We start from the raw sequence: 24,111 nt of genomic DNA on the forward strand, positions 1-24,111 counted from the left end.
TCTGTACTGCTTTTTTATAAATTTCTGTATCTGTATTGGTTTATACAACACCGTTAAGCTATAAAAATCAACAGCCAAAGGATAACATCATGAAAAATAAAATCTTATTTATACTCAGTACACTTCTATTTACGGGCTGCGACTTCTCGGCTCAGGCCAGCTATCCACAACAACAGGTTTGTAAGTCTCTCTCAGAAGGTTACTTACGTATGCAAAATCAAACCACCTATGAGTTATGGAGAATGGAAAAGCGCGATGCCCCAGAGCAGACCCGTATCATCAAAATGACGTATAAAAAGCCAAATGAAAATGGTGTAATGCTGCCAAGCCAGTATTTACCGACCATGGAACTGGAATGCCGCTTACAACAACAGCATATTGTGGTGTCGGTCATTCAGGCCACTGGTGCGTTAGTACCCGTCCTGAATGTACAGCTGCAAAATGATGCTATTGGCAAACCGAAAAGCCCTGACTTAATTGCTCAGTCAAAAATTCAATAAATAAACGGACACGTTTCGGCAAATGCTCTTGCTGATAATACACCGCATGGATGCGTTGATAAGAATGTTCGATCTGGTCTTCAAACAATGCGACCAAATGCCCTTCATTCAAGTCTTTCCAGATCTCAAACTCTGACAGACGAGCAATACCTTGCCCCCGCAGGCAAAGTTGACGAACAGTTTCTCCACTTGATGCCTTGATTTTAGGTTGCGCCTGAAAATATTCCCCTTCAATTTTCAGGGGCCATTTATTGATATAGGCTGGTCGGGTAAAGCCAACGACATCATGTTCAAGTAAATCTTTCGGCTTTTGAGGAATGCCTTTACGGCTTAAATAATCGGGACTGGCAACGATATAAATACGGCTCTTACACACCAGTTTGGCATGCAGACTGGAATCATGCAGTTCCCCAAAGCGGAAGGCGACATCGGTTTTATGTTCCAGTAAATCAATCACCAGATCATTACTGTTCAACTCAATTTCAATATTGGGATAGCAGCGTCGGAATTTATGGACCAGCGGCGTAATCACATGCAAAATAAAAGGCGTCGCAGAGTCAATCCGAATGAGTCCTGAAGTGTCCTGATCGGATTTTTGCAGGGCTTCTTCTGCCGCATTGAGATCGCTTAGGATTTTGCGGGCATGATTAAGAAATTGCTGCCCTTCTTGCGTCAATTTTAATTTGCGGGTGGTGCGTTCTAACAGCGTCACCTCAAGCTTGGATTCCAGACGGCTCAGTGAACGGCTCAGTCCCGATGCAGTTTGTCCCAGACGTTCAGCAGCAGCGATAAAAGAACCAGTATCGACAATGGTCATAAAGGCAAGAAGTTCTTCTACGGTTGATTTCATCACCGCCTCTCTATTATTGATATTTAGTCAACTGTATTTTGCAAATTCATCTATTTTTTAGCAACAATAATCATCGCAAAATGACAGCCATCAACAAAATCGCTCCTTAGAGCATGAAAAAAATCAGGTGAAAAATATGCGTATCCCTCAATTTGGTTTAGGTACTTTCCGTCTCAAAGATCAAGCCGTGATTGACTCGGTTAAAACAGCGTTAGACGTCGGCTATCGTGCCATCGATACCGCACAGGTTTATGAAAATGAAGCGGCTGTGGGTCAGGCTATTGCTGAAAGTGGTATCGCACGTCAGGATATTTTCCTCACCACAAAAATCTGGGTCGACAATTTTACGGAAGATAAGTTTATTCCAAGCCTAAAAGACAGCTTGCAAAAGTTGCGTACCGATGCAGTAGACCTGACTTTAATTCACTGGCCTGCTCCACAACTGGGTGTCTCCATTCCAACCGTAATGCAACTGCTTCTAGAAGCCAAACAGCAAGGTCTGACTCAGCAAATTGGAATCTCGAATTTTAATATTGCCTTGACCCAACAAGCGATTGACAGTATTGGTGTAGAACACATTGCCACCAACCAGATTGAACTCAGTCCATATTTACAGAACCGCACCTTGGTCAACTTCCTGCGTGAGCAAAATATTGATGTGACCTCTTACATGACTTTGGCTTATGGCAAGGTCTTAAATGATCCCACCCTACTTGAGATCGCAGCACAACATCAAGCGACCAGCGCACAAGTGGCATTGGCTTGGGCACTACAAAATGGCTTTGCTGTGATTCCGTCATCGACCAAACGTGAAAACCTAATCAGCAACCTAAAAGCACAAGACTTAACTTTAACTGCAGAGGAAATGCAGTTGATTGCCCAACTGGAACGTAATGGTCGAGAAGTGAGTCCAGAACCATTTGCGCCTGAATGGGACAAATAACATGAGCAGCCGCATTAACCTGCCCTTGCTGGCTTTGGCGATTGGCGCCTTTGCCATCGGCACCACCGAGTTCTCACCCATGGGGCTATTGCCCAATATCGCCAATGATCTAGGGGTATCGATCCCCAGTGCGGGTATGCTGATTATGGGTTATGCATTGGGCGTAATGCTGGGTGCACCGATCATGACCTTATGGTTTGGTGGTTTTGCACGTCGTAATGCATTGATTTTGCTGATGGCAATTTTTACTGTCGGTAATCTGATCGCAGCATTTGCACCGAACTATATGAGCTTAATGGGCGCTCGACTGATTACCAGCCTGAACCACGGCGCTTTCTTCGGAATTGGCTCTGTGGTCGCTGCCAGCGTGGTTCCTGCCAATAAACAGGCCAGTGCTGTAGCCACCATGTTCATGGGCCTGACCATTGCCAATATTGGTGGTGTCCCGCTTGCAACTTGGGTCGGACAAAACATCGGCTGGCGCATGTCTTTCCTTGCGATTTCAGCACTTGGTGTGATTACGATGCTCTCCCTCTGGAAAGCGCTGCCTGTAGGATCAGTTGGACAAAAACCAAATGTAAAAATGGAGCTGAAAGTTCTGACCCGTTTACCTGTGGTATTGGCGTTGCTGACTACGGTGTTTGGAGCATCAGCGATGTTTACGCTCTATACCTATATCGCGCCAAGTCTGGTTGAGTTTACCCATGCCTCACCGACCTTTATCACCATGATGCTGGTCTTGATCGGGATTGGTTTCTCAATCGGTAACCATTTCGGTGGCAAGTTTGCAGACCTGTCTATCAACAAGACTTTGATTGGTTTCTTAGGTTTATTGATCGGATTGATGCTGATTTTCCCAATCCTTGCTCAAACCCAAGTAGGTGCAGCACTGGGTTTGGTGATCTGGGGTGCAGCCGCCTTTGCTATCGTACCGCCATTACAAATGCGTGTGATGTCAGTGGCACATGAAGCCTCGGGCCTTGCTTCTTCCGTGAATATTGGTGCCTTTAACTTGGGCAATGCGATTGGAGCCGCAGCGGGTGGCGCAGTATTAAGTCTTGGTCTGAATTACACTGCGGTCTCAATGATCGGCGCTGCACTGGCAGGCATTGGTTTAATTCTGGTTTTCATTCAAATGAAACTAGCAGCCAAACCAGCCACTCAGCTACAACAATGCCCACAAGCCTGATGGTAATAAAAAAGCCTGAATTCAATCAGGCTTTTTTATTATTTCAATAAATCTGGCAACTTTGGTTGCGCATAGATCGGGTTGAGTACTTCTTTTTTCATTTTCATGAGCATCTGATACGGTTGCTGTTGCACAAACATATTCACAAAGCTCAATGGAATCGAACCCGCTGGATCGGCATATCCGCTGGTGGTCACTTTTACCCGATTATTCGGTAATTTCTGGAAAGTCCAGTCACCCGCATATTTGCTTAAACGCACCACATCAGGTTGCTCAGGATAATTGTTCTGAATGGCATTGTTTTTAATGCTAATGCTGCCATCCGCATTTTTGGTCATTTTGCCTTTAATCACCACATCGCGGTCTTTTAAAGGAAATGGAAAATCCAGCACCATATACAAGGTAAACTCGCCTTTCTTGTCATCGCGAGATAGCATTTGCGCCTTCCCCACATACGGCACCCATTGTGGCGTACGCTCGACATCGAGGACTACTGCAACGGCACGTTCCAGCGGCACATCATAAATCGTTTCGGCTTTATATTGAATAATTGGATTATTTTCTGTCTGGTAGGTCCAGACCTTAATATTATTACGATGCAAACTCAATTTGGCAGTATCTGATGCAGCAGTCACCGCAAAACTGCTGATACTGAGTAGTGTAGCAAGGACGATATGTTTTTTATTCATGTCATGCTCAATTGTTTTAATGATGGCAAGAGCCTGCTTCACTTCTACTGGAAAGAAAGCTCAACAAGCTCTTTTATAGTACAAAAAAGGAACGTTTTATACTTCAATCTCGTTAAAGCCTAAAACATCTTTCATATCGTATTTACGTGCTTCACGGCCAACCACCCATGCTGCTGCACGCACTGCACCTGAAGCGAAGTTCATACGGTTGGTCGCTTTATGGGTGACTTCAACACGTTCACCTTCACCAATAAACATCACGGTATGTTCACCAACGATATCGCCACCACGAATAGTCTCAAAGCCAATGGTTTGACGGTCACGCGGGCCGGTATAACCTTCACGTCCATACACCGCAACTTCTTTCAGGTTACGACCTAAGGTATCTGCAATCGCCTCACCCATCATGAATGCAGTACCTGATGGTGCATCGACTTTATGACGATGGTGTGCTTCAATGATTTCGATATCTACAGTATCGCCAAATACTTTTGCAGCGAGTTCCAATAATTTAATCGAAACATTGACCCCTACTGAATAATTGGCAGCGTACACGACGGGTGTATGCGTTGCTGTTTCTTCAAGGTATGCCTTTTGTTCATCTGACATCCCCGTGGTACCAATCACCATTGCCACACCCGCTTCACGGCAAAGCTTCAAATGCTGTTCAGTGGCAACAGGTGCAGTGAAGTCAATCACTACATCACAATCCTTCAGTACTTCACTCAAACTTCCCACGATCTTGACGCCGATGTTGCCAATACCTGCAAGTTCCCCTGCATCTGCACCCACCAAACTGCTTTCTGGACGTTCAACTGCGGCTGCAAGCTGGTAGCCTGCCTGTTGTACCGCTTGAATCAAAATGCGTCCCATGCGTCCGCCTGCACCCAAGATCCCAATGCGTGGAGAAGTTGACATAATTTTTCCCAGTCTTTTATTTAAACAATTCAGCTACTATAGCAAAACTCTGTGCTCGCGCTAAAAATTTCCCATAAAAAAAACCTGCCGAAGCAGGTTTTTTTTATGAAGGCCAATTAGTCAAACAGGCGATCAAAGAATGATTTTTTCTTTGGAGATGAAGCATGACCATCCCCATCAAAAGAAGCTTGTAGCTCTTTCAACAATTCACGTTGGCGACTGTTTAAATTGACAGGCGTTTCGACCACAATACGGCAGAGTAAATCACCGACCATGCTGCTACGTACAGGGCGAACACCCTTACCACGTAAGCGGAAAAGTTTACCTGTTTGTGTGCCTTCAGGAATTTTCAAACTCACGCGCCCTTCCAGGGTCGGGATTTCAATTTCTTTACCTAATGCAGCATCTGCAATGCTAACAGGCACGTCCATATATAGGTCAGCACCATCACGTTGGAAGATTTCGTGTTCACGTACCACGACTTCAACGTATAAATCACCAGCCTGACCATCACGGATCGCTTCACCTTTACCCGTCAAGCGTACGCGGTCGCCATTGTCCACACCAGCAGGAATGGTAACTTCAAGTGTTTGCTGACGGTCAGCAACGCCTGAACCATGACAGCTCTTACATGGGTTCTTGATGATTTTACCTTGACCACGACAGGTGCTACAGGTTTGCTGAACCGAGAAGAAACCTTGTTGCATACGCACTTGGCCTGCACCATGACAGGTACGGCAGGTTTCGACATCATTCGGATTTTGAGAACCTTTACCATCACAGGTTTCACATGGCGCTGGCGCAGTAAACGTAATGGTCTTTTTCACACCTTTGACGGCTTCTTCGAGCGTCAATTCCATCACATAACGAAGGTCTGAACCACGGCGCTGACGTTGTTGCTGACGGCCACCGCCACCGAACGCACCACCGAAAATATCGCCGAACTGGCTAAAGATATCTTCTGCACTAAAGCCACCGAAGCCGCCACCTGCACCACCGAAGCCACCTTCAAAGGCACTATGCCCAGCACGGTCATACATGCTGCGCTTTTCTTCGTCAGAAAGCACTTCATAAGCTTCTGCCGCTTCTTTGAACTTTTCTTCAGCTTCTGCGTTGTCAGGGTTACGGTCTGGATGATACTTCATCGCCAACTTACGATAGGCTTTCTTGATCTCATCATCACTTGCGGTTTTCGAAACGCCTAAAACCTCATAATAATCACGTTTAGCCATGGTTGGCGATGCTCCTCACGGAATTTATTCAAATCTAAAAAAACAAATAGGCTCTGCTGACTTTTTTTATTTCTAAAGTCAACAGAGCCTTAATAGGGGCTGTACGATAAATTTACAAGGTCTAATTCAATAAAAAAGCAGTAAAATTAAAAAACTGCTTTATTTTTAAAGTATTTAGCAATGCCTTTTAGCCATGCATTCAATAAAAATAACCAGGCAATCGAACTGAATACCACACCTGCAACGGTCATTGCAGTTACCCAGAGTGCGCTATCCCATGCAAAAAAGAACAATGGAATAAACCATAGGGCAGCAAAAAAGGCCATCAAGATAAATAACAGCACATTACGCATAATCCACAATGCATGCGCATGTATCCATACTTCAGCATTATCCACAATCGCAACTTTTCGTGCTAACAGGTACGCAAACGCTGCAAACACGATTGTAAATAATGCAAGAAACATGAACACGTAAGAAATCGCCACATAGCGGCGATGCTGCTCAATATTGTCTTGCCCCATGCTCTATATCACCTCATTCACAGCATTGTGCAAAATTTGTCATGCAATGAAATTCAATTATTTTTTGGTCTTAAAATATAGGTGCTACTATATTGAAATTTTCAATATTTCGCACCTTTATTCACAAAATAATTACGATAGTTATGTTGTTTTTTTGACCTTAAACCATGCTGTATAAAGTGCAGGCAGGAAAAACAGGGTTAATAAGGTCGCAACAATCAATCCTCCCATAATCGCAACGGCCATTGGACCAAAGAAAATACTGCGTGATAACGGGATCATCGCCAGTACTGCAGCCAGTGCGGTCAGGACAATTGGGCGGAAACGGCGCATGGTTGCATCAATGACTGCATCCCACGGAACATGTCCCGCCTGTATATCCTGCTCGATCTGATCAATCAAAATGAGCGAGTTACGCATAATCATGCCTGACAGTGCGATCGTACCGAGCATTGCCACGAAACCGAAAGGTTTATTAAATAGCAGTAGGAATGCCACCACCCCGATCAAGCCCAATGGTGCTGTCAGCAACACAATGGTTGCCCGCGACATGCTACGCAGCTGGATCATTAATAAAGTCATCACCACAGCCAGGAACAATGGCATGCCTGCATTGACCGAATTTTGTCCCTTCGCGGACTCCTCAACGGTGCCACCCACTTCTAGTAAATAACCACTTGGCAGGTCTGCACGTAAGGTCTGCATCTGCTCTGCCAACTGTTGCACCACAGTCGCAGGTTGCAAGTGTGTACGGATATCCGCACGAACGGTAATGGTTGGCAGGCGATTACGATGCCAGATTAAACCCTCTTCAAAACGGGATTCAATTTTTGCAATTTGCGCTAACGGCACTGTGGTGCCTTTGCTGGTCGGTACCGCCAAACTCGCTAAAGAAGCCACTTCAACCCGTTCCGACTTATCGCCACGTAAGCGGATTTCGATCAATTCACGTTTTTCACGATATTGATTCATCACCGACCCAGTGACTGAGGCATTCAGGAAGTTCGCCAGATCAACACTGGAAACGCCCATCTGACGGGCACGATCCTGATCAATTTCAATTGCAATGATTTTGCTTGGTTCGCCCCAATCCAGATGTACATTGGTGGTGTTCGGATCTTCACTCAGGACTTTCGCCACTTTCTGTGCCCATTGACGTACTGTGCCGAGATCTTCACCCGAAACACGATATTGCAATGGATAACCCACAGGTGGGCCATTTTCCAGTAATGACACCCGAGTGCGCACTTGAGGTAATAGCTGCTTAATCTGCTTGTCCAAAGAGCGACGGATTTCATCCCGATCATCCAAAGATGATGCCAACACGACAAACTGGGCAAAGCTGGCTTGTGGCAATTGCTGATCCAAAGGCAGGTAGAAACGTGGTGAACCCGTCCCGACATAAGCCACATAGTTATCAATGCCTTTTTGTTTCGACAGGAATTGTTCCACCTTATGCACGGCTTGTTCCGTCGCAGTCAAAGATGCACCTTCTTCCAGTTTTAAATCCACCAGAATTTCAGCACGATTCGATGGCGGGAAGAACTGTTGCGGCACCAGCTTAAACATCGCCACCGACAACACAAAAATCCCGACTGTGACGGCAATGACGGTTTTACGATAGGTGATACAGATTTCGACCACACGGCGGAAAGACTGATAAAACTTGGATTGGTAAGGATCATGGTGTTGCCCATGCGCTTCCACGATAGGCGCAGGTTGCTTACGCAATCTTGCCCATAATCGAACATACCAGGCGGCTTGCTGCTTCTGTTTGGTAAAATCAGGCAGTAATTTTTCCCCCAGATAAGGGACAAATAATACTGCGGCAATCCATGACACGATTAAGGCAATGGTCACCACCTGAAAAATAGAACGGGTATATTCCCCTGTTCCAGATTGGGCAGTTGCGATCGGCAAAAAACCTGCTGCCGTAATCAGGGTACCTGTCAGCATCGGGAAGGCTGTGGTTTGCCATGCAAAACCTGCTGCTTTGAGTCGACTGTAGCCCTGCTCCATCTTAATCGCCATCATTTCAACCGCGATAATCGCATCATCGACCAGCAACCCGAGCGCCAGAATCAATGCGCCCAGTGAAATCTTATGAAGTCCCACATCGAACAGGTTCATGCCTGCAAAGGTCATGGCTAAAACCAGTGGAATAGAAAGTGCCACCACCAAGCCAGTACGGAAACCCAGCGAGAAAAAGCTCACCAATAAAACGATAATCACCGCTTCCGCGAGAACTTTTAAAAACTCCTGAATACTGCGTTGTACCGCCACAGGTTGATCTGACACTTTTTGCAGTTTCATGCCCAAAGGTAAGCTTTTTTGCAGACGGTTAAATTCGGTTTCGAGATTTTTACCTAGCGCAATGATGTCACCACCTTTACGCATCGAGACCGCAATCCCAATCCCGTTCTCACCCATAAAACGCATGCGTGGCTGTGCAGGTTCGCTAAAACCGCGATAGACCTCGGCAACATCACCCAGTTGAATGGTTCTGTCACCGACCAGTAACGGCATTTTTTTCAGGTCATCGACACTATGTAAATGTCCACTGACCCGAATTTGAATACGGTCAGTCCCTGTTTCAAAGAAACCCGCACCCGCCATATCGTTTTGCTTCTGAATAGCTTCCTGTATCGCGGTGACAGGCACACCTAATTGCACTGCCTTGGTATTGGACAATTCAATCCAGATTTTCTGGTCTTGTAGTCCCACCAGATTAACCTTGCTGACATCTTTGACCCGTTGCAATTGCAGTTGCAAACGGTCGGCATATTCTTTCATTACCGCATAGTCAAAGTCTTTGCCCGTCAGTACATAGATGTTGCCGAAAGTATCTCCAAATTCATCATTAAAGAAAGGCCCTTGTACACCGCTTGGCAATTGGGTTCGGATATCATTGACCTTTTTGCGCACGTTATACCAGACGTCTGGAATGGCACTGGACGGTAAACTGTCTTTAGCCACAAAAGTCACCAAGGACTCACCTGGACGTGAATAGGCCATGATGCGGTCATACTGCCCTGTGGTCATCAACTCCTTTTCAATTCGATCCGTCACCAGCGTTGAGACTTCTTTTGCGGTTGCCCCCGGCCAATAGGTCTGTACCACCATCACTTTAAAGGTAAATGGCGGATCTTCACTTTGCGAAAGTTTGGAATAGGACATTATCCCAACGATGCCGAGCAGCAGCATAAAATAAAGGATAATGCCCTTATTTTTGAGTGCCCATTCTGAGAGGTTAAATTTCATGTTTAACCTCCCGTTTTGACACGAATGTCGCGATTATCACGATCAACGGGATGAATTTTTTGCTGGTCCCGTAACAAATGCACACCACCCACCACGACCCAGTCGGTCGCTTTTAAGCCTGAAAGGACGGGTACACTGTCACGACCATAAGTCCCTAAAGTCACAGGCACTTTACGAATGGTTTGATTGGCATTCACCACCCAGACGTAGGCTTGCTGATCATTGGCAGTAACACTGGATAAAGGCACACTCAATACATTATTGTCTTGTGCAACGAAGAAGACGCGAGCACTTTGACCCAATTGAATACTGGACTGCCCTTCCAGCAAAGACACCTTCACTGTAAAGGTTCGAGACTGATCCGCTGCTGGAGAAACCTCACGCACTTTGGCAGCAAAACGTGCCTCAGGTTGCGACCACAAGGTAACCCATGCTGGCTGTCCTACTTTAATGGTGCTGACCGCCTGTTCAGGCACACCAAACACCACTTCGCGTTCACCATCAATGGCTAGCTGGTAAGCCGCCTGTCCTGTCGCAATCACCTGTCCAATCTCGATCTGACGCTGGGTAATCACCCCATTCTTATTTGAGATAAGCTGGTTATAACCCGTTTGATTGGACGATACTTCATAATTAGAACGGGCTTGCTGTAAGCTTGCCTGTGCAGATTCATACTGATTTTTGACGGCATCAAATTGCGAACGGCTGACCGCATTGACCGGTAATAGCTGCTGATAACGCTGATATTCTTCTGCGGCAATTTTTGCAGCAGCCTGCGCACTTTGTAACTGTGCCTTGGCCGCATTCATTTGCAATTGCGCATCTTTTACATCCAGCTTCGCCAGCACCTGTCCAACTTTGACCCGATCCCCGACATCGACATAACGTTCGGTGATCTGTCCTCCGACACGGAAGGCCAAAGCTGTTTGCTGTTTCGCCTGCACATCCCCTGCATAGCTTTTTTGCTCAACATGGTTGCCACTCGGCTGAGCCACCATGACATAAGGAATTTCCTCAGTCTTGGGCACCTCTTTCTGGCAGGCGCTGAGGACGACACTACTGACAATGACGAACCCCAATATGATACGATTGATCTGCTTCATCTGTTTGCGCTCTTATTCAAATTGATTTTTAAGGCGTGATATGAGCATTATCATAGATTGTTTATTTTTTAATTAATATACTCATAGGTACATTAATTAAAAAATAAATCTACCCTTCTGATTTTTAAATTGATTAAAAGAGAAAGATAACGTGCAAATCCATAGTGGTCGCCCTAAAGATTTAGAGAAAAGAGCCAAAATTTTACAGGCCGCAAAATCTATTTTTTTAAAAATGGGTTACCACGCCACCAACATGAATCAGATCGCCAAAGAAGCAGGCGTCACTAAACTTACGGTGTACAACCACTTTCAAGACAAAAACAATCTGTTCATGTGTGCGATTCAAGAAAGCTGCGAAGAATCGATTCGGGCCAAACAGTTTGAACTGACGGCGGACTCTGATTTTAAACAGGCCTTGCTTCTCATGTGCCAGCGGGCTTTAAATATCATTTATCTTCCTGAAGCCCTGAAACTGGATTGTGTCCTGTTTGAACTGGCGGCGGAACAGAGTCCCTTAACCCGACAGTTTTTTGATGCGTCACATACCCGCATGTGTCATGTCTGGTGCGATTTTTTTGAGCAAGCTATCGCGTTTAAATTTATTCAGGCCGATGAACCGATCAAGCAGACTGAACTGATTATTTCCTTGCTGCTGGGGATCCGTCACCAGCAAGTGTTACTGGGTTTAGCGCCTGTTCCAACAGCGGATGAAATCGATCAGATGATTCAGCATGCAATCGAGATTTTTTTGCTTAAATATCAGACTAAAGTTTAGATAAATTTCACATTTTTTTACGTTCTGCTCTTGGATTGTCTTTCAATCGCGCTATAGTCGAATGAGAACAACAGGAGAATTAGAATGATTCAGCAAATCACTGCTCCACTACGTGAAGATGTCCGCTTACTGGGCAACTTACTGGGAGAGACCTTAAAGCAACATGCTGGGCAAGATTTGTTTAATCAGATTGAGCAAATTCGGGCATTAGCCAAAGGCGCACGTGACGGCCAGATCGAAGCAGAAAAACAGCTAGAACAACTTTTCCTCGGTTTAAAAGATGAAGAGATTTTACCGCTGACCCGTGCTTTCTCACATTTTCTTAACTTTGCCAATATTGCGGAACAGTACCATGTGGTACGGAGCCGTCGTCAGGCCGAGTTTGATGAGCAGGCGCCAAGTCCTAATCCACTCCCGCATTTGTTTGAAAAATTCAAAAGTCAGCAGATCAATGCACAACAACTGTTTCAGCAAATCTGTGATTTAAAAATTGAACTGGTGCTAACGGCCCACCCGACCGAAGTCAGCCGTCGTACCTTAATTCAAAAATATGACGACATTACCGATTGTCTTTCACAATTAGATCAGCAAAAGCTGACCCCGAAAGAACGTCAACAAACCATTGCAACGCTCAAGCAATTGATCAGTTCTGCGTGGCAGACCGATGAAATCCGTCAACATCGCCCAACCCCTGTGGATGAAGCGAAATGGGGCTTTGCGACGATTGAGCAATCCCTCTGGAATGCCGTACCTAAGTTTGTTCGCGAACTGAATGAACTGTCTCAACAACATTGTGAACAAAGTCTGCCACTCAATGTTGCACCGATTCGCTTTGCTTCGTGGATGGGTGGAGACCGTGATGGCAACCCGAATGTAACGCATCAAGTTACACAAGAAGTCTTGTGGTTGTCACGCTGGCAAGCAGCAGATCTCTATCTGCGTGATATTGAAAATCTGCGTTGGGAATTGTCGATTCAAAGCTGTTCCGATGAACTGACGCAAGCTTTGGGTTATGAACATCCAGAACCGTATCGTGAATATTTACGCGAAACCCGCGAACGTTTAAAAGCGACACGTACATGGCTGGCCCATCGTCTGCAAGGCACTGAAGCAGCAGACGACAGCAATATCATCAGAACCAAAGATGAATTACTCGCACCGCTATTACTGTGTTATCGCTCACTGATCGACTGTAATATGGCTGAGATTGCCAACGGACAATTACTCGACTTTATTTATCGGGTGAACTGCTTCGGAATTGAACTACTAAAACTCGATATCCGTCAGGAATCAGGTCGCCATCGCCAAGCGATTTCCGCCATTACTGAATATTTGGGTCTAGGCAATTTTGAATCGTGGACCGAACAAGCACGCCAAAACTTCCTGATTCAGGAACTGCAAAGCAAGCGCCCATTACTGCCGAAATTTTTTAATGAACCTGAAGGTAGCCTGATCCAGCATTCCGATGTGCTCGAAGTGTTTGCCACCATGCGAACCTTGGCAGAACAGCCACCTGAGAGTCTGGGCGCCTATATTATTTCGATGGCAGAATATCCAAGTGATGTGCTGGCAGTGTTGTTACTGCAAAAAGAAGCAGGTATCCAGCAGCTGCTACGTGTGGTGCCTTTATTTGAGACCTTGAAGGATCTCGATGGCGCTGCCAAAACCATGAATACCCTGTTCAATATGCATTGGTATAAACAGCATATTCAAGGCAAGCATGAAGTCATGATTGGCTACTCCGACTCCGCCAAAGATGCAGGCTTTATGTCAGCTAACTGGGCACAATATCGTGCTCAGGAAGAACTGACGGCGATTGCCAAGCTGCATGGCGTGCAATTGACCTTATTTCATGGTCGTGGGGGTTCAATCAGCCGTGGTGGTGCACCTACCCAGCAAGCCCTGTTCTCTCAACCACCGGGTTCGATTTCTGGCGCGATTCGTGTCACTGAGCAAGGTGAGATGATTCGCTTCAAATTCGGTCTGGAAGGCATTGCCCTGCAAAATCTGGAAATCTACACCGCAGCGACTTTAGAAGCGACCTTACTCCCACCACCTGAGCCGAAACAAGAATGGCGTGACCTGATGAATCAAATGACGGATTTATCGGTACAGGTTTATCGCCAAACCGTGCGTGAAAATCCAAATTTTGTGAGTTATCTACGTACCGTTACCCCTGAGCTGGAATTACAGATGTTGCCGCTCGGATCACGACCAGCCAAACGTAAAGTCAGTGGCGGCATCGAATCCTTACGTGCCATTCCATGGGTATTTGCATGGACACAGATTCGCCTGATGCTGCCTGCATGGCTCGGTACCGGTACCGCAATCAATCAGGTTCATGGGCAACATAAAAACACGCTGGATGAGATGCTTGAACAATGGCCTTATTTCCAGACATTGATTGATATGCTGGAAATGGTGCTGTCCAAGTCCGATGCAGATATTGCGCTGTATTATGAATCTCATCTGACTCAAGATCAGGACTTAAAAGTTCTTGGTGTCGAGTTACGTCAACGCTTGCAAAATGCGGTCGATACTCTACTTCGCCTGAAAGGTGAATCTAAACTTCTAAGTAATAATGAAGTGCTGGATCAATCGATGCAGGTGCGTAAACCGTATTTGTTGCCTTTGCATTTATTACAGGCTGAATTGATGAAACGTCGACGCCTCTATCTCGCCGAGCATCAAACTGAACACAGTCCAGTGGATCATGCCTTGATGGTTAGCATCGCAGGTATTGCGGCAGGCTTGCGTAATACGGGCTAAACATTATTTCCAAAATTGCCATCAACACAAAAGACCGCTGTTGATGGCAGAATTGGCAAAATATGCCATTTTCATAAAAAAATTTGAAAAAGTTTTTAAAATTATTTTGAAAATAAAAGAGTTAATTTTTTAAAATGTCTAAGCAAAATAAATAATAATTCCACTAGCTTATTTTGAAACAAATTTTACCAAAAGGTAAAAACACAAAGTCCTCACGTCTGATCTGGCAATATTCTCAATGACTTATAGGTGAAAGCTCGTTTTAAGACAGGGTATCATACGCGCTGATATCAAATAATGAGTCTAATTTATGTCCAGTTGGTTTCCAAAATGGCAGCCGTATCAGGGGACGGTCGATCATCGCCCTGTTGCGACAAATGAATATTTACCGCCCTTACAAAGCGCGGTACTGGGGGTTCAACACGCATTTGCAATGTTCGGCTCAACCGTACTTGCACCTTTATTGATGGGTTTTAGCCCGAACCTTGCCATTTTAATGTCAGGGATCTGTACCATCCTGTTTTTCTTTATGACAGGTGGACGAGTTCCGAGTTATTTAGGCTCAAGTTTTGCTTTTATTGGTGTGGTAGCCGCAGCAACTGGTCATATTACGGGTTCAGGTGCTAATCCAAACTTATCAGTCGCATTAGGCGGGATTGTGGTCTGCGGTATCGTATATGCCCTGATCGGTTTTGCGGTGATGCTGACAGGAACTCGCTGGATCGAAAAACTCATGCCTCCTGTGGTCACAGGTGCGATCGTGATGATTATTGGTCTTAATCTTGCACCCGTGACCATCAAAGGGGTTGCAGGTCAGCCTTTTGAAATGTGGATGGCATTAACCACCGTACTGAGTATGGGGATCATTGCGGTCTTCACCAAAGGGCTATTACAACGTTTATTGCTATTGATTGGCCTTTTAATTGCCTATGCAATTTATGCCATCGCCAGCAATGGTCTGGGTTATGGCAAGCCGATTGATTTCTCCCAAATCTCAGCGGCACCGTGGTTTGGTGTCCCAAGCTTCTCGCATCCTACTTTTGATTTGAATGCCATTCTGATCATTGCACCTGTGGCACTGATTTTAGTGGCAGAAAACTTGGGCCATATCAAGGCCGTCGGGGCAATGACTGGCGAAAACCTCACCCCACAACTGGGTAAAGCCTTTGTTGCCGATGGTGTTGCAACCACTTTATCAGGTGGTGTGGGTGCGCCGGGTATGACCACCTATGGCGAAAATATCGGGGTGATGGCGGTTACGCGCGTTTATTCGACACTGGTCTTTGTGATTGCAGGTGTATTTGCAATTATTCTAGGACTTTCACCTAAGTTTGGTGCAGTCATCAGTACTATTCCCAATGCGGTACTCACAGGTGCATCAATTGTTGTCTTTGGTTTAATCACCATCGCAGGTGCAAAAATCTGGATCGAGAATAAAGTCGACTTCTCAAACAATAAAAACCTGATCGTGGCTTCAGTGACCATCATTTTAGGTGCAGGTAACTTTGAATTATTGTTTGGTAACTTCAATCTCGGCGGTATCGGGACTGCAACTTTTGCAGCGATTTTCCTGAACCTGCTGTTTAATTTAAAAGATAAAAACTAAAATATTGAAGGCAGCCTCCAAGCTGCCTTTTTTCATCTTGCACTTTTATCCTATCTTTATCTTGCTCAGTTTTAGTATGATGGCCTTTTATATTTCAATACGTTCCGCTCATGCGTTTCGATTTCTTTGATTTACAACTGGTTCTTCATATTGTGGCAACAGGCAGCCTGACCAAAGGTGCCGAGCTTTCTGCCATTTCCCTGCAAGCTGCCAGCGAGCGGATTAAAAAACTCGAACAATATTTTGCAACACCCTTATTTATTCGACAAACAACGGGCGTTGAGCTGACCAGCGCGGGGCATGCCTTGGTTGAGCATGCCCGACGTCTCATGCAGCAAAAAGATCTACTTGAACACGACATGCAGCGCTTTCGCCCCACGACACCGGAAGCGCTGACTTTATGGTGTAATTCGTCTGCACAAAGTGAATATTTACCGCCTCTGTTACCGCAATATTTGATGCTACATCCCGAGATCAATCTCGACTTACATGAGGCAGAAAGTTCTGAAATCGTTGAAGCATTGACTCAAGGTGTGGCGCGTTTAGGACTGGTCTCCAGCTTCTTTGATACCCGTCATTTGCAAACACAGGAGTTTGCCAGCGATCCATTGGTGCTGATCTGCCCAGCTCATCATACCTTGACCCAGCAAACGCAACTCAATCTGGTCGATGCTTTAAATTATGGTTTTATTGGCCTAATGCCCCATCATTCTTTGCAACAATCGATTGAAACTCAAGCCAAGCTATTGGGCTTCAATATCCAGTATCGCCTACGTTTACCCAATTTTTCTGCCATTGCAGAGGTCGTCGCCAAAGGCGTAGGGATTGCGATTATACCCGCGCGCGCAGCACAGCGTTTGCAGCCAGAGTATGATTTTCATGCGGTACAATTACTGGGGGCTTGGGCGAACCGTAAACTCCTGTTAGCAGCACAGGATTTTTCTCAGCTGCCGCAAGGCTACCAATATTTTGCTGAATTTTTGATGCAACATCGCCCCTCTTGCTGAATGCGGTTAATGCGCAATCATATATAGGCCTAAGGCCATTAAGCCCATAAAAAATAAACGGCGAAAACGTTGCTCATTGAGTTGATAACGGATTTTTTTACCCAGCCACATCCCAAATAAAGCAGCAACTAAAGCCACCGCAGACAGTCGATAATCCAGCGTGATACCAGCCATCGGATTGTGATGCAGGAAAAAAGCCAAACAGAAGGTAGAAACGGTAAAGGTCAAACCTAGCGCCTGTACCAGTTCATCCCGTTTCAAATGTAAGGACTGCAAATACGGCACCACTGGAATAATGACCACCCCTGTTGCAACGGTCACTGCGCCGCCGATATAGCCAACAATAGGCGACAACCAGCGCTCATATTTAGCCAGATGAGGTAGTCTTTTCACACAGAGGCCATACAGTCCATATAAAGCCAGCATACAGCCCAATAAAATCTCACTGCTGTGGCCATGACTCTCGCTTAAAGTTGGTAAGAAGCTCCAGATCGAACCCACCACGATTCCAACCAGTAAAGTCCAGAAACGGCGGATAAACAGCCACACTCGCCCTTCGGCAAACAGTTGCCAGATATTGGTGACTATTGAAGGCACAATCAATAAAGAAGCAGCCTGAAACGGACTCATTGCAATGGTCAATAGACCCATAGAGACCGCAGGAAGGCCCAGTCCGATCATGCCTTTAATCATGCCGGCAAAGGCAAAGACCACGATAATGATGGCTAGAAAAGTCACGCTTTAACTCCGATTTTGCATCGAAGCTATGCTACGGAAAAAACCGTCGCTTGCCCTATTCTTATTTTGGGGAGCAAGCCTCAATCAAAAGTTGAGGCCATTTTATATTTTTCTTCCAGTACATTACTGAGAATACTTTCAATCATCCAGACCCGATACAGACTATTGAAGACATAGCTATGTCCATCAATCCTTAACTCTAATACAGGAAAGTCAGGCTGATGCTTCTGCTGGCACAATTCATCATTTTGTTTTAACTGTGCGTCGATATCCTGTTCGGTCACCTGCTCAATGCCCAACCGTCTCTGCATTCGTTGAAAATGGGCTTTAAACGACAGGTCTTTGCCTTGTGTCCAGACCGATTCCAGAATCTCATGGATACCGTCGACTTGCTGCTCTTCTGGCACACTATAAAACAGTCGTGCCATTTCATAAGTGGCTTCTCTGGTTGGTCGGCAGAACGGGGTAAATGCGACCTGTGTCCGTTTCGAGACACGGGTTGCCAGACTCCAGTCAAACCAGTCCCGACCGTGATAACTGAGCGGATACACCTTCAACTGGATATTATAATAATTGGCTAGCTCTTCCTTGATATAAGCCAATAATAACCAGCTCATTGGGTCTTCAAGCGCGATATACAGATCCAGTTCAGGATGTAAGGCCTGCACTTCTGCCAAAGCCTCTCCATCATTAATTAAATGCTCGCGCCACTCGATATGGTTGATCAGGAAAATCGGATTGCCAGTCAGTAATTTTTGTTGTTTTAAACGGCGTGTCAGACGGAGTAAATCATCAACCGCCTGATATTTACGTTCACCAAATTCAAAATAACTGGCGATCACAGGTACATCTTTGAAAATACGCTCAGGATAATCTTGTGGTTTTTGATGCTGGGAGGCCATTGCATATAAGGTACGCAATTTACCGTATTGCTGCTGCCACAACATGTGGAAGACATCTTCGAGCAAATGTAAGAAGTTTTGTTCTCTGAGGGGGGTATTTCTTAGAATTGTTTCAGCTTGTTGTAATGCTTCTGCACTCGGTATTTCTGGGGTTTCATCGAAACCAAAGCGATGCTGCTTGGCAAGGATCTTCGCATCATTTAAACAATAGCTTTGCCAGTCTTGCTTGGACATGCCATTCGGAGGCTCTGCATCTTGCCTCGAAATAATGACTTTTAAGGGTTTAAGTTCATCACTCAGGATTTCATTGAGCTGATCAAGCTCTTGCACCGCAAGATAGCTATAAACATCGTCTAGACGTAGGTAAATACTTAAACCCTGTTCCGTAGGTAATTCCGCTTGACGAGAAGGTTTCTGGTAGAACCAACTCGATCGTATGGGATCAAACCAACGACGTAACAAAGACATGTCGATAGCCTCTAATGGTCATAAATTGAGATATGGATAAGTTTACTCAAACCTGAGTCAGAACAGGTGAGCCAATAAGTATGTTCAGTATCTTATAAAATGAGACAAAAGTCCCCCTTAATTGAAAGAGGGACTCAAAGGGATTACAAAACTCGTACTGCGCCTTTGGCTGCGCTGGTCGAATGCATTGCGTAAATCTTCAATGACTTAGACACTTTACGTTTACGTTCTTCCGCAGGATGCCAGCCTTTCGCGTCCTGAACTGTACGACGATGCGCCATAGTCGCATCATCGATATCCAAGTGAATAGTACGGTTCGGAATATCAATCTGAATGGTATCGCCATCTTCAACTAGACCAATTGCACCGCCTTCAGCCGCTTCTGGAGAAACGTGACCAATCGACAGGCCTGAAGAACCACCCGAGAAACGACCATCGGTAATCAAGGCACAGTCTTTACCCAAACCTTTCGATTTCAGGTAACTGGTTGGGTACAACATTTCCTGCATGCCCGGTCCACCACGTGGGCCTTCGTAACGAATGACCACGATATCGCCCGCCACGATTTTATGATCCAGAATTGCTTCTACTGCCGCATCCTGACTTTCAAAAACACGTGCTGTACCCGTGAATTTCAGAATTGATTCATCCACACCTGCGGTTTTTACGATACAGCCATCTAATGCGATGTTGCCGTAAAGCACAGCCAGACCACCATCTTTAGAGAAAGCATGTTCAGCATTACGAATTACGCCTTTCTCACGGTCACCATCTAGAGTTGAATAATAACGGTTTTGTGAGAACGCTACCTGCGTTGGAATACCGCCCGGTGATGAACGATAGAATTCGTAAACATCAGCATCTTCGGTACGGATAATATCCCACTTGTCCAAAGCATGTTTTAACGTTGGTTCATGTACTGTTGGGCATGACGTATTCAGCAAATTGGCACGATCCAGCTCACCTAAAATCGCCATGATCCCGCCCGCACGGTGTACATCTTCCATATGTACGTCTTGTTTTGCTGGTGCAACTTTTGACAATACTGGAACCTGACGAGACAAACGGTCGATATCATCCATGGTGAAATCAACTTCGGCTTCGTGCGCCGCTGCAAGTAAATGCAATACGGTATTGGTTGAACCGCCCATTGCAATATCAAGTGTCATGGCATTTTCAAATGCCGCCTTGGTTGCAATTGAACGTGGCAAAATGCTGTCATCATTTTGTTCATAATAACGTTTTGCCAGTTCAACCACTAAACGACCAGCTTTCAAGAATAGCTTCTCACGGTTGGCATGCGTTGCCACGATTGAACCATTACCCGGTAAAGATAGGCCCAATGCTTCAGTTAAACAATTCATTGAATTCGCGGTGAACATACCAGAACATGAACCACAGGTTGGACATGCTGAACGTTCAAAAGCCTGAACTTCTTCATCGGTATAGCTTTCATCGGCTGCAACCACCATGGCATCAACCAGATCAATGGCCTTTTCATCGCCACGGAATTTCACTTTACCCGCTTCCATTGGCCCGCCAGACACGAACACCACAGGGATATTCAGGCGCATTGCTGCCATCAACATTCCCGGTGTGATCTTGTCACAGTTCGAGATACACACCATCGCATCGGCGCAGTGTGCATTAACCATGTATTCAACCGAATCGGCAATCAAATCACGTGATGGCAGTGAATACAGCATCCCGTCATGACCCATTGCAATACCGTCATCGACCGCAATGGTATTAAATTCTTTTGCCACACCACCAGACGCTTCAATTTCTCTCGCAACAAGTTGACCTAAATCTTTGAGATGCACGTGACCTGGAACAAACTGGGTAAATGAGTTGACCACCGCAATAATTGGCTTGCCAAAATCTTCATCTTTCATACCGGTCGCACGCCATAAACCACGCGCGCCCGCCATATTTCTTCCATGTGTTGATGTTTTTGAACGATAATCAGGCATTTTGTATTCCCAACAAGTTTGTGCTCGAGACGAATAGGACATTCGCTCTGGCGAAATGATACTGAGCTCTCTGCATCATACTACAAGTTATCGTTTAACAGATGACCAACAGGCCTATCTTTTTTTGTACAAAAGCAATTAATCCACCTGATTAGGGACTCATCACTTTTTCGCTTATAATTTGAAGCAAGTTTTAGTTGGATTGTCTTTGTGAAAATCATTTTTGCTGGTACGCCTGAATTTGCGGCAACTGCATTGGCGGCATTATTAAAAACATCACACCAGATCATTGCGGTTTATACCCAGCCTGACCGTAAAGCAGGCCGTGGGCAAAAACTCACCCCCTCTCCTGTTAAACAGTTAGCACTTGAACATGGTTTACCGGTTTATCAGCCTTTGAATTTTAAAGCATCGACAGAAGAAGGCTTGGCAGCTCGACAAGAACTTGCAGCCCTTGGCGCAGATGTCATGGTCGTGGCCGCTTATGGCCTGATCTTGCCACAAGCAGTTTTGGATACCCCGAAATATGGCTGTTTAAATATTCACGGTTCATTACTGCCACGCTGGCGTGGTGCTGCACCGGTCCAACGTGCCATTGCGACAGGCGATGCTGAAACAGGCATCACCATCATGCAAATGGCTGCTGGTCTGGATACGGGCGACATGATGTATAAAACCTATTGTCCAATCACAGCCGAAGATACTTCTGCCAGCTTACACGATAAACTGGCAGATCAAGGCGCCGAAGCGATTTGTACCGTGCTTGAATCCGAACAAAGCTTACAGGAATTCATTGAAAAACGTGAAGTACAAGATGAAGCGCTGACGGTCTATGCACACAAACTGGTAAAAGCAGAAGCACGTATTGACTGGAACCAGAATGCGGTACAAATCGACCGTAATATCCGTGCCTTCAATCCGTGGCCTGTGGCGTTTATCCAACTGGATGAAAGCAATGCCTTACGTGTGTGGGGTTCAATGCTTTCTCAACATCAAAAAACTGATGCACAAAGCGGTGAGATCCTTGCGATTGATAAACAAGGCGTTCACGTTGCCTGCGGCGACAATACTGCGGTGTGCCTCACCAGTCTGCAATGGCCAGGTGCTAAAGCCCTAAATCCTGTACAAATTGCCCAAACTCAAAAATTGCATATTGGACAAATTCTCCCATGAGCCAATCATCTACAAAAAATTTAAATCTACGTGCACAAGTGGTCAAAACACTTTTGGCCGTTCAAAATGGGCAATCTTTGTCTTCTGTTCTGAATCAACATATCAATATCGTTTCTGAACGTGACCGTGGTTTATATCACGAACTCACTTTAGGCTGTTTACGCCAATGGTTTTCTTTAAAAGCAATTACCCTGCCATTGCTGACAAAACCATTAGACAATGAAGCGCTAGAAAGTTGTTTATATCTTGGTTTATATCAAATTTTATGTACGCGTATTCCTGTACATGCGGCGATTTCAGAAACGGTAAATGCTTCTAAGCAACTCGGTTTTGAGCCAATGAGTGGTTTGGTCAATGCGATTCTGCGTCGTGTTTCACGTGAAACAGCTGAATTTGAAACAGCATTAAATAATACGCATGGTTTACCAAGCTGGTTATTCAAGCGACTTAAAAAAGATTGGCCTGAGCAAGCAGAGTCTCTATGCCAAGCCTTAAAACAAGTCGCACCACTGACTCTACGCATCAATGAACGCCAAGTCAGTCGTAACGAATATTTAGAGATTTTGGACGAAGAGCAGATTGATACTCGTCCTTGCATGCTTTCAGATGTTGGTATTGTTCTGGAGCAAACGGGCAATATTACCCATTTACCGGGTTTTGAAGAAGGTGGTTTTTCTGTTCAGGATGAACATGCTCAATTGTGCGCAACGCTTCTACCGAACTTAGATAATAAAGTTGTTGTCGATGCCTGCGCCGCACCAGGTGGCAAAACTGCGCATATTCTTGAGCGCTTTAATCCTCAAAAACTGATTGCGCTTGATCATGATGCCAAACGTTTATTGCGTGTTTCTGAAAATTTAGAACGTCTTGCCTTAAATGACAACAATGTTGAGATTATTACCGCTGATGCGACCACTTGGCAGGCACCAGAACCCATCGATTGTATCGTGCTGGATGCGCCTTGTTCTGCAACAGGTGTGATTCGTCGCCACCCCGATATTCGTCTGTTAAGACAATCAACCGATATCGCGCAAACGGTGGCCTTACAGCAACAGATTTTGCAGCAGATGTGGCAACAACTCAAAGTTGGCGGTACTTTGTTGTATATCACCTGCTCGATTCTGAAAGCTGAAAATGAGCAACAAATGGCAGCTTTCTTTGCAGAACATGCAAATGCCGAAGAAATCAAAATTGAAGCGGATTGGGGCATTGAACAGACTTATGGTCGTCAATTATTACCATCTGCGCATTCTGGCGATGGTTTCTATTATTGCCGAATTAAAAAATTGGCTTAAGCAAAATAAAAAAGCAGGCTTAAAGCCTGCTTTTTTTGTATCTGTTTTTAAAGCGTATGCTGATCTTTCACTTCTTCCAGAACATAATCAAGTTCTTCTGGATGTTTCATCAGGTGGAGGATTGATAACGCTAATCCCCCCCAAACAAACAGCATCGCAATAACCATCATAATAATTGCTGAAGTATTCATTTGCA

20 protein-coding genes are annotated in these 24,111 nt (G+C 45.3%); 9 read left to right on the forward strand and 11 right to left on the reverse strand.

The genetic code is table 11. The features are described 5' to 3' along the window. The first annotated feature begins 89 nt into the window (after positions 1–89). Positions 90–500 (forward strand): hypothetical protein, encoded by a 411-nt coding sequence (locus tag EC846_RS02135; protein WP_123773964.1) that lies wholly within the window; start codon positions 90–92, stop codon positions 498–500. Here the strand turns inward: EC846_RS02135 and EC846_RS02140 are convergent. After that, complete coding sequence (locus tag EC846_RS02140) at positions 448–1,350, reverse strand: LysR substrate-binding domain-containing protein (RefSeq protein ID WP_004776401.1); 903 nt, start codon at positions 1,348–1,350, stop codon at positions 448–450. The two genes, EC846_RS02135 and EC846_RS02140, sit on opposite strands and share 53 nt — an antisense overlap. 136 nt (positions 1,351–1,486) lie before the next feature. Between EC846_RS02140 and dkgB the strand changes: the two genes are divergently transcribed. Next, positions 1,487–2,293 carry a 2,5-didehydrogluconate reductase DkgB gene (dkgB, locus tag EC846_RS02145; protein ID WP_123773966.1) on the forward strand — a complete coding sequence of 269 codons (807 nt, stop codon included), beginning with the start codon at positions 1,487–1,489 and terminating at the stop codon, positions 2,291–2,293. Between the two features lies 1 nt (position 2,294). Further along, positions 2,295–3,482 (forward strand): MFS transporter, encoded by a 1,188-nt coding sequence (locus EC846_RS02150; RefSeq protein WP_123773968.1) that lies wholly within the window; start codon positions 2,295–2,297, stop codon positions 3,480–3,482. Between the two features lie 38 nt (positions 3,483–3,520). Here the strand turns inward: EC846_RS02150 and EC846_RS02155 are convergent, their stop codons facing one another. The 6 genes from EC846_RS02155 to EC846_RS02180 all read right to left on the reverse strand — a co-directional run bounded on the left by EC846_RS02155 (position 3,521) and on the right by EC846_RS02180 (position 11,209). Continuing rightward, positions 3,521–4,171 (reverse strand): START domain-containing protein, encoded by a 651-nt coding sequence (locus tag EC846_RS02155; protein WP_005260300.1) that lies wholly within the window; start codon positions 4,169–4,171, stop codon positions 3,521–3,523. Between the two features lie 96 nt (positions 4,172–4,267). Continuing rightward, positions 4,268–5,089 (reverse strand): 4-hydroxy-tetrahydrodipicolinate reductase, encoded by an 822-nt coding sequence (gene dapB, locus EC846_RS02160; protein ID WP_123773970.1) that lies wholly within the window; start codon positions 5,087–5,089, stop codon positions 4,268–4,270. A gap of 116 nt (positions 5,090–5,205) precedes the next feature. After that, entirely contained in the window at positions 5,206–6,321 is a 1,116-nt protein-coding gene (gene dnaJ, locus EC846_RS02165; protein ID WP_005260301.1) for a molecular chaperone DnaJ, read from the reverse strand. 146 nt (positions 6,322–6,467) lie between these two features. Beyond that, positions 6,468–6,845: a hypothetical protein gene (locus tag EC846_RS02170; protein WP_004776408.1), complete on the reverse strand. Its 378-nt coding sequence runs from the start codon at positions 6,843–6,845 to the stop codon at positions 6,468–6,470. A 141-nt stretch (positions 6,846–6,986) separates the two neighbouring features. After that, complete coding sequence (locus tag EC846_RS02175) at positions 6,987–10,106, reverse strand: efflux RND transporter permease subunit (RefSeq protein ID WP_123773972.1); 3,120 nt, start codon at positions 10,104–10,106, stop codon at positions 6,987–6,989. 2 nt (positions 10,107–10,108) lie between these two features. Next, positions 10,109–11,209 (reverse strand): efflux RND transporter periplasmic adaptor subunit, encoded by a 1,101-nt coding sequence (locus EC846_RS02180; protein WP_123773974.1) that lies wholly within the window; start codon positions 11,207–11,209, stop codon positions 10,109–10,111. Positions 11,210–11,360: 151 nt separating this feature from the next. On the opposite strand from EC846_RS02180, the gene EC846_RS02185 reads away from it, so the two are divergent. From EC846_RS02185 to EC846_RS02200, 4 genes are all read left to right on the forward strand, one after another. Further along, positions 11,361–11,984, forward strand: coding sequence for a TetR/AcrR family transcriptional regulator (locus tag EC846_RS02185; protein ID WP_004776413.1), 624 nt, complete (start codon positions 11,361–11,363; stop codon positions 11,982–11,984). An 84-nt stretch (positions 11,985–12,068) separates the two neighbouring features. Then, the gene (gene ppc, locus EC846_RS02190) at positions 12,069–14,753 is read left to right on the forward strand and encodes a phosphoenolpyruvate carboxylase (RefSeq protein WP_123773976.1); all 2,685 of its coding nucleotides are present in this window, start codon (positions 12,069–12,071) and stop codon (positions 14,751–14,753) included. A 310-nt stretch (positions 14,754–15,063) separates the two neighbouring features. After that, positions 15,064–16,359, forward strand: coding sequence for a solute carrier family 23 protein (locus EC846_RS02195; protein WP_004776416.1), 1,296 nt, complete (start codon positions 15,064–15,066; stop codon positions 16,357–16,359). 110 nt (positions 16,360–16,469) lie between these two features. Then, positions 16,470–17,366, forward strand: coding sequence for a LysR family transcriptional regulator (locus tag EC846_RS02200; RefSeq protein ID WP_123773978.1), 897 nt, complete (start codon positions 16,470–16,472; stop codon positions 17,364–17,366). A 6-nt stretch (positions 17,367–17,372) separates the two neighbouring features. On the opposite strand, the gene EC846_RS02205 is transcribed toward EC846_RS02200, so the two are convergent. The 3 genes from EC846_RS02205 to ilvD all read right to left on the reverse strand — a co-directional run bounded on the left by EC846_RS02205 (position 17,373) and on the right by ilvD (position 21,447). Next, positions 17,373–18,104, reverse strand: coding sequence for a sulfite exporter TauE/SafE family protein (locus tag EC846_RS02205; RefSeq protein ID WP_047429819.1), 732 nt, complete (start codon positions 18,102–18,104; stop codon positions 17,373–17,375). An 80-nt stretch (positions 18,105–18,184) separates the two neighbouring features. Continuing rightward, positions 18,185–19,474, reverse strand: coding sequence for a hypothetical protein (locus tag EC846_RS02210; protein WP_062847074.1), 1,290 nt, complete (start codon positions 19,472–19,474; stop codon positions 18,185–18,187). Positions 19,475–19,617: 143 nt separating this feature from the next. Continuing rightward, the gene (gene ilvD / locus EC846_RS02215; RefSeq protein ID WP_047429814.1) at positions 19,618–21,447 is read right to left on the reverse strand and encodes a dihydroxy-acid dehydratase; all 1,830 of its coding nucleotides are present in this window, start codon (positions 21,445–21,447) and stop codon (positions 19,618–19,620) included. Positions 21,448–21,657: 210 nt separating this feature from the next. On the opposite strand from ilvD, the gene fmt reads away from it, so the two are divergent. Next, entirely contained in the window at positions 21,658–22,620 is a 963-nt protein-coding gene (gene fmt / locus EC846_RS02220; protein WP_123773981.1) for a methionyl-tRNA formyltransferase, read from the forward strand. Continuing rightward, a complete protein-coding gene (rsmB, locus tag EC846_RS02225; RefSeq protein WP_123773983.1) occupies positions 22,617–23,915 on the forward strand; it encodes a 16S rRNA (cytosine(967)-C(5))-methyltransferase RsmB in 1,299 nt (432 codons plus the stop codon). The genes fmt and rsmB overlap by 4 nt, the downstream gene beginning before the upstream one ends. 47 nt (positions 23,916–23,962) lie before the next feature. Here rsmB and EC846_RS02230 read toward each other — a convergent pair whose 3' ends face one another. Further along, positions 23,963–24,106, reverse strand: a complete 144-nt coding sequence (locus EC846_RS02230) for a methionine/alanine import family NSS transporter small subunit (protein WP_123773985.1) — start codon at positions 24,104–24,106, stop codon at positions 23,963–23,965. Positions 24,107–24,111 lie beyond the last annotated feature (5 nt).

This window comes from Acinetobacter sp. BIGb0102 (assembly GCF_003815055.1).
Classification (GTDB): Bacteria; Pseudomonadota; Gammaproteobacteria; order Pseudomonadales; family Moraxellaceae; genus Acinetobacter; species Acinetobacter vivianii.

Bases quoted from the DNA above. Each gene is read 5' to 3' on its own strand.
- ilvD (WP_047429814.1), bottom strand. From the start codon at position 21,447: ATGCCTGATTATCGTTCAAAAACATCAACACATGGAAGAAATATGGCG.
- EC846_RS02150 (WP_123773968.1), top strand. From the start codon at position 2,295: ATGAGCAGCCGCATTAACCTGCCCTTGCTGGCTTTGGCGATTGGCGCC.
- ppc (WP_123773976.1), top strand. From the start codon at position 12,069: ATGATTCAGCAAATCACTGCTCCACTACGTGAAGATGTCCGCTTACTG.
- EC846_RS02135 (WP_123773964.1), top strand. From the start codon at position 90: ATGAAAAATAAAATCTTATTTATACTCAGTACACTTCTATTTACGGGC.
- EC846_RS02170 (WP_004776408.1), bottom strand. From the start codon at position 6,845: ATGGGGCAAGACAATATTGAGCAGCATCGCCGCTATGTGGCGATTTCT.
- EC846_RS02180 (WP_123773974.1), bottom strand. From the start codon at position 11,209: ATGAAGCAGATCAATCGTATCATATTGGGGTTCGTCATTGTCAGTAGT.
- EC846_RS02230 (WP_123773985.1), bottom strand. From the start codon at position 24,106: ATGAATACTTCAGCAATTATTATGATGGTTATTGCGATGCTGTTTGTT.
- EC846_RS02155 (WP_005260300.1), bottom strand. From the start codon at position 4,171: ATGAATAAAAAACATATCGTCCTTGCTACACTACTCAGTATCAGCAGT.
- EC846_RS02175 (WP_123773972.1), bottom strand. From the start codon at position 10,106: ATGAAATTTAACCTCTCAGAATGGGCACTCAAAAATAAGGGCATTATC.
- EC846_RS02140 (WP_004776401.1), bottom strand. From the start codon at position 1,350: ATGAAATCAACCGTAGAAGAACTTCTTGCCTTTATGACCATTGTCGAT.
- EC846_RS02195 (WP_004776416.1), top strand. From the start codon at position 15,064: ATGTCCAGTTGGTTTCCAAAATGGCAGCCGTATCAGGGGACGGTCGAT.
- rsmB (WP_123773983.1), top strand. From the start codon at position 22,617: ATGAGCCAATCATCTACAAAAAATTTAAATCTACGTGCACAAGTGGTC.
- EC846_RS02200 (WP_123773978.1), top strand. From the start codon at position 16,470: ATGCGTTTCGATTTCTTTGATTTACAACTGGTTCTTCATATTGTGGCA.
- dnaJ (WP_005260301.1), bottom strand. From the start codon at position 6,321: ATGGCTAAACGTGATTATTATGAGGTTTTAGGCGTTTCGAAAACCGCA.
- EC846_RS02210 (WP_062847074.1), bottom strand. From the start codon at position 19,474: ATGTCTTTGTTACGTCGTTGGTTTGATCCCATACGATCGAGTTGGTTC.
- dapB (WP_123773970.1), bottom strand. From the start codon at position 5,089: ATGTCAACTTCTCCACGCATTGGGATCTTGGGTGCAGGCGGACGCATG.
- dkgB (WP_123773966.1), top strand. From the start codon at position 1,487: ATGCGTATCCCTCAATTTGGTTTAGGTACTTTCCGTCTCAAAGATCAA.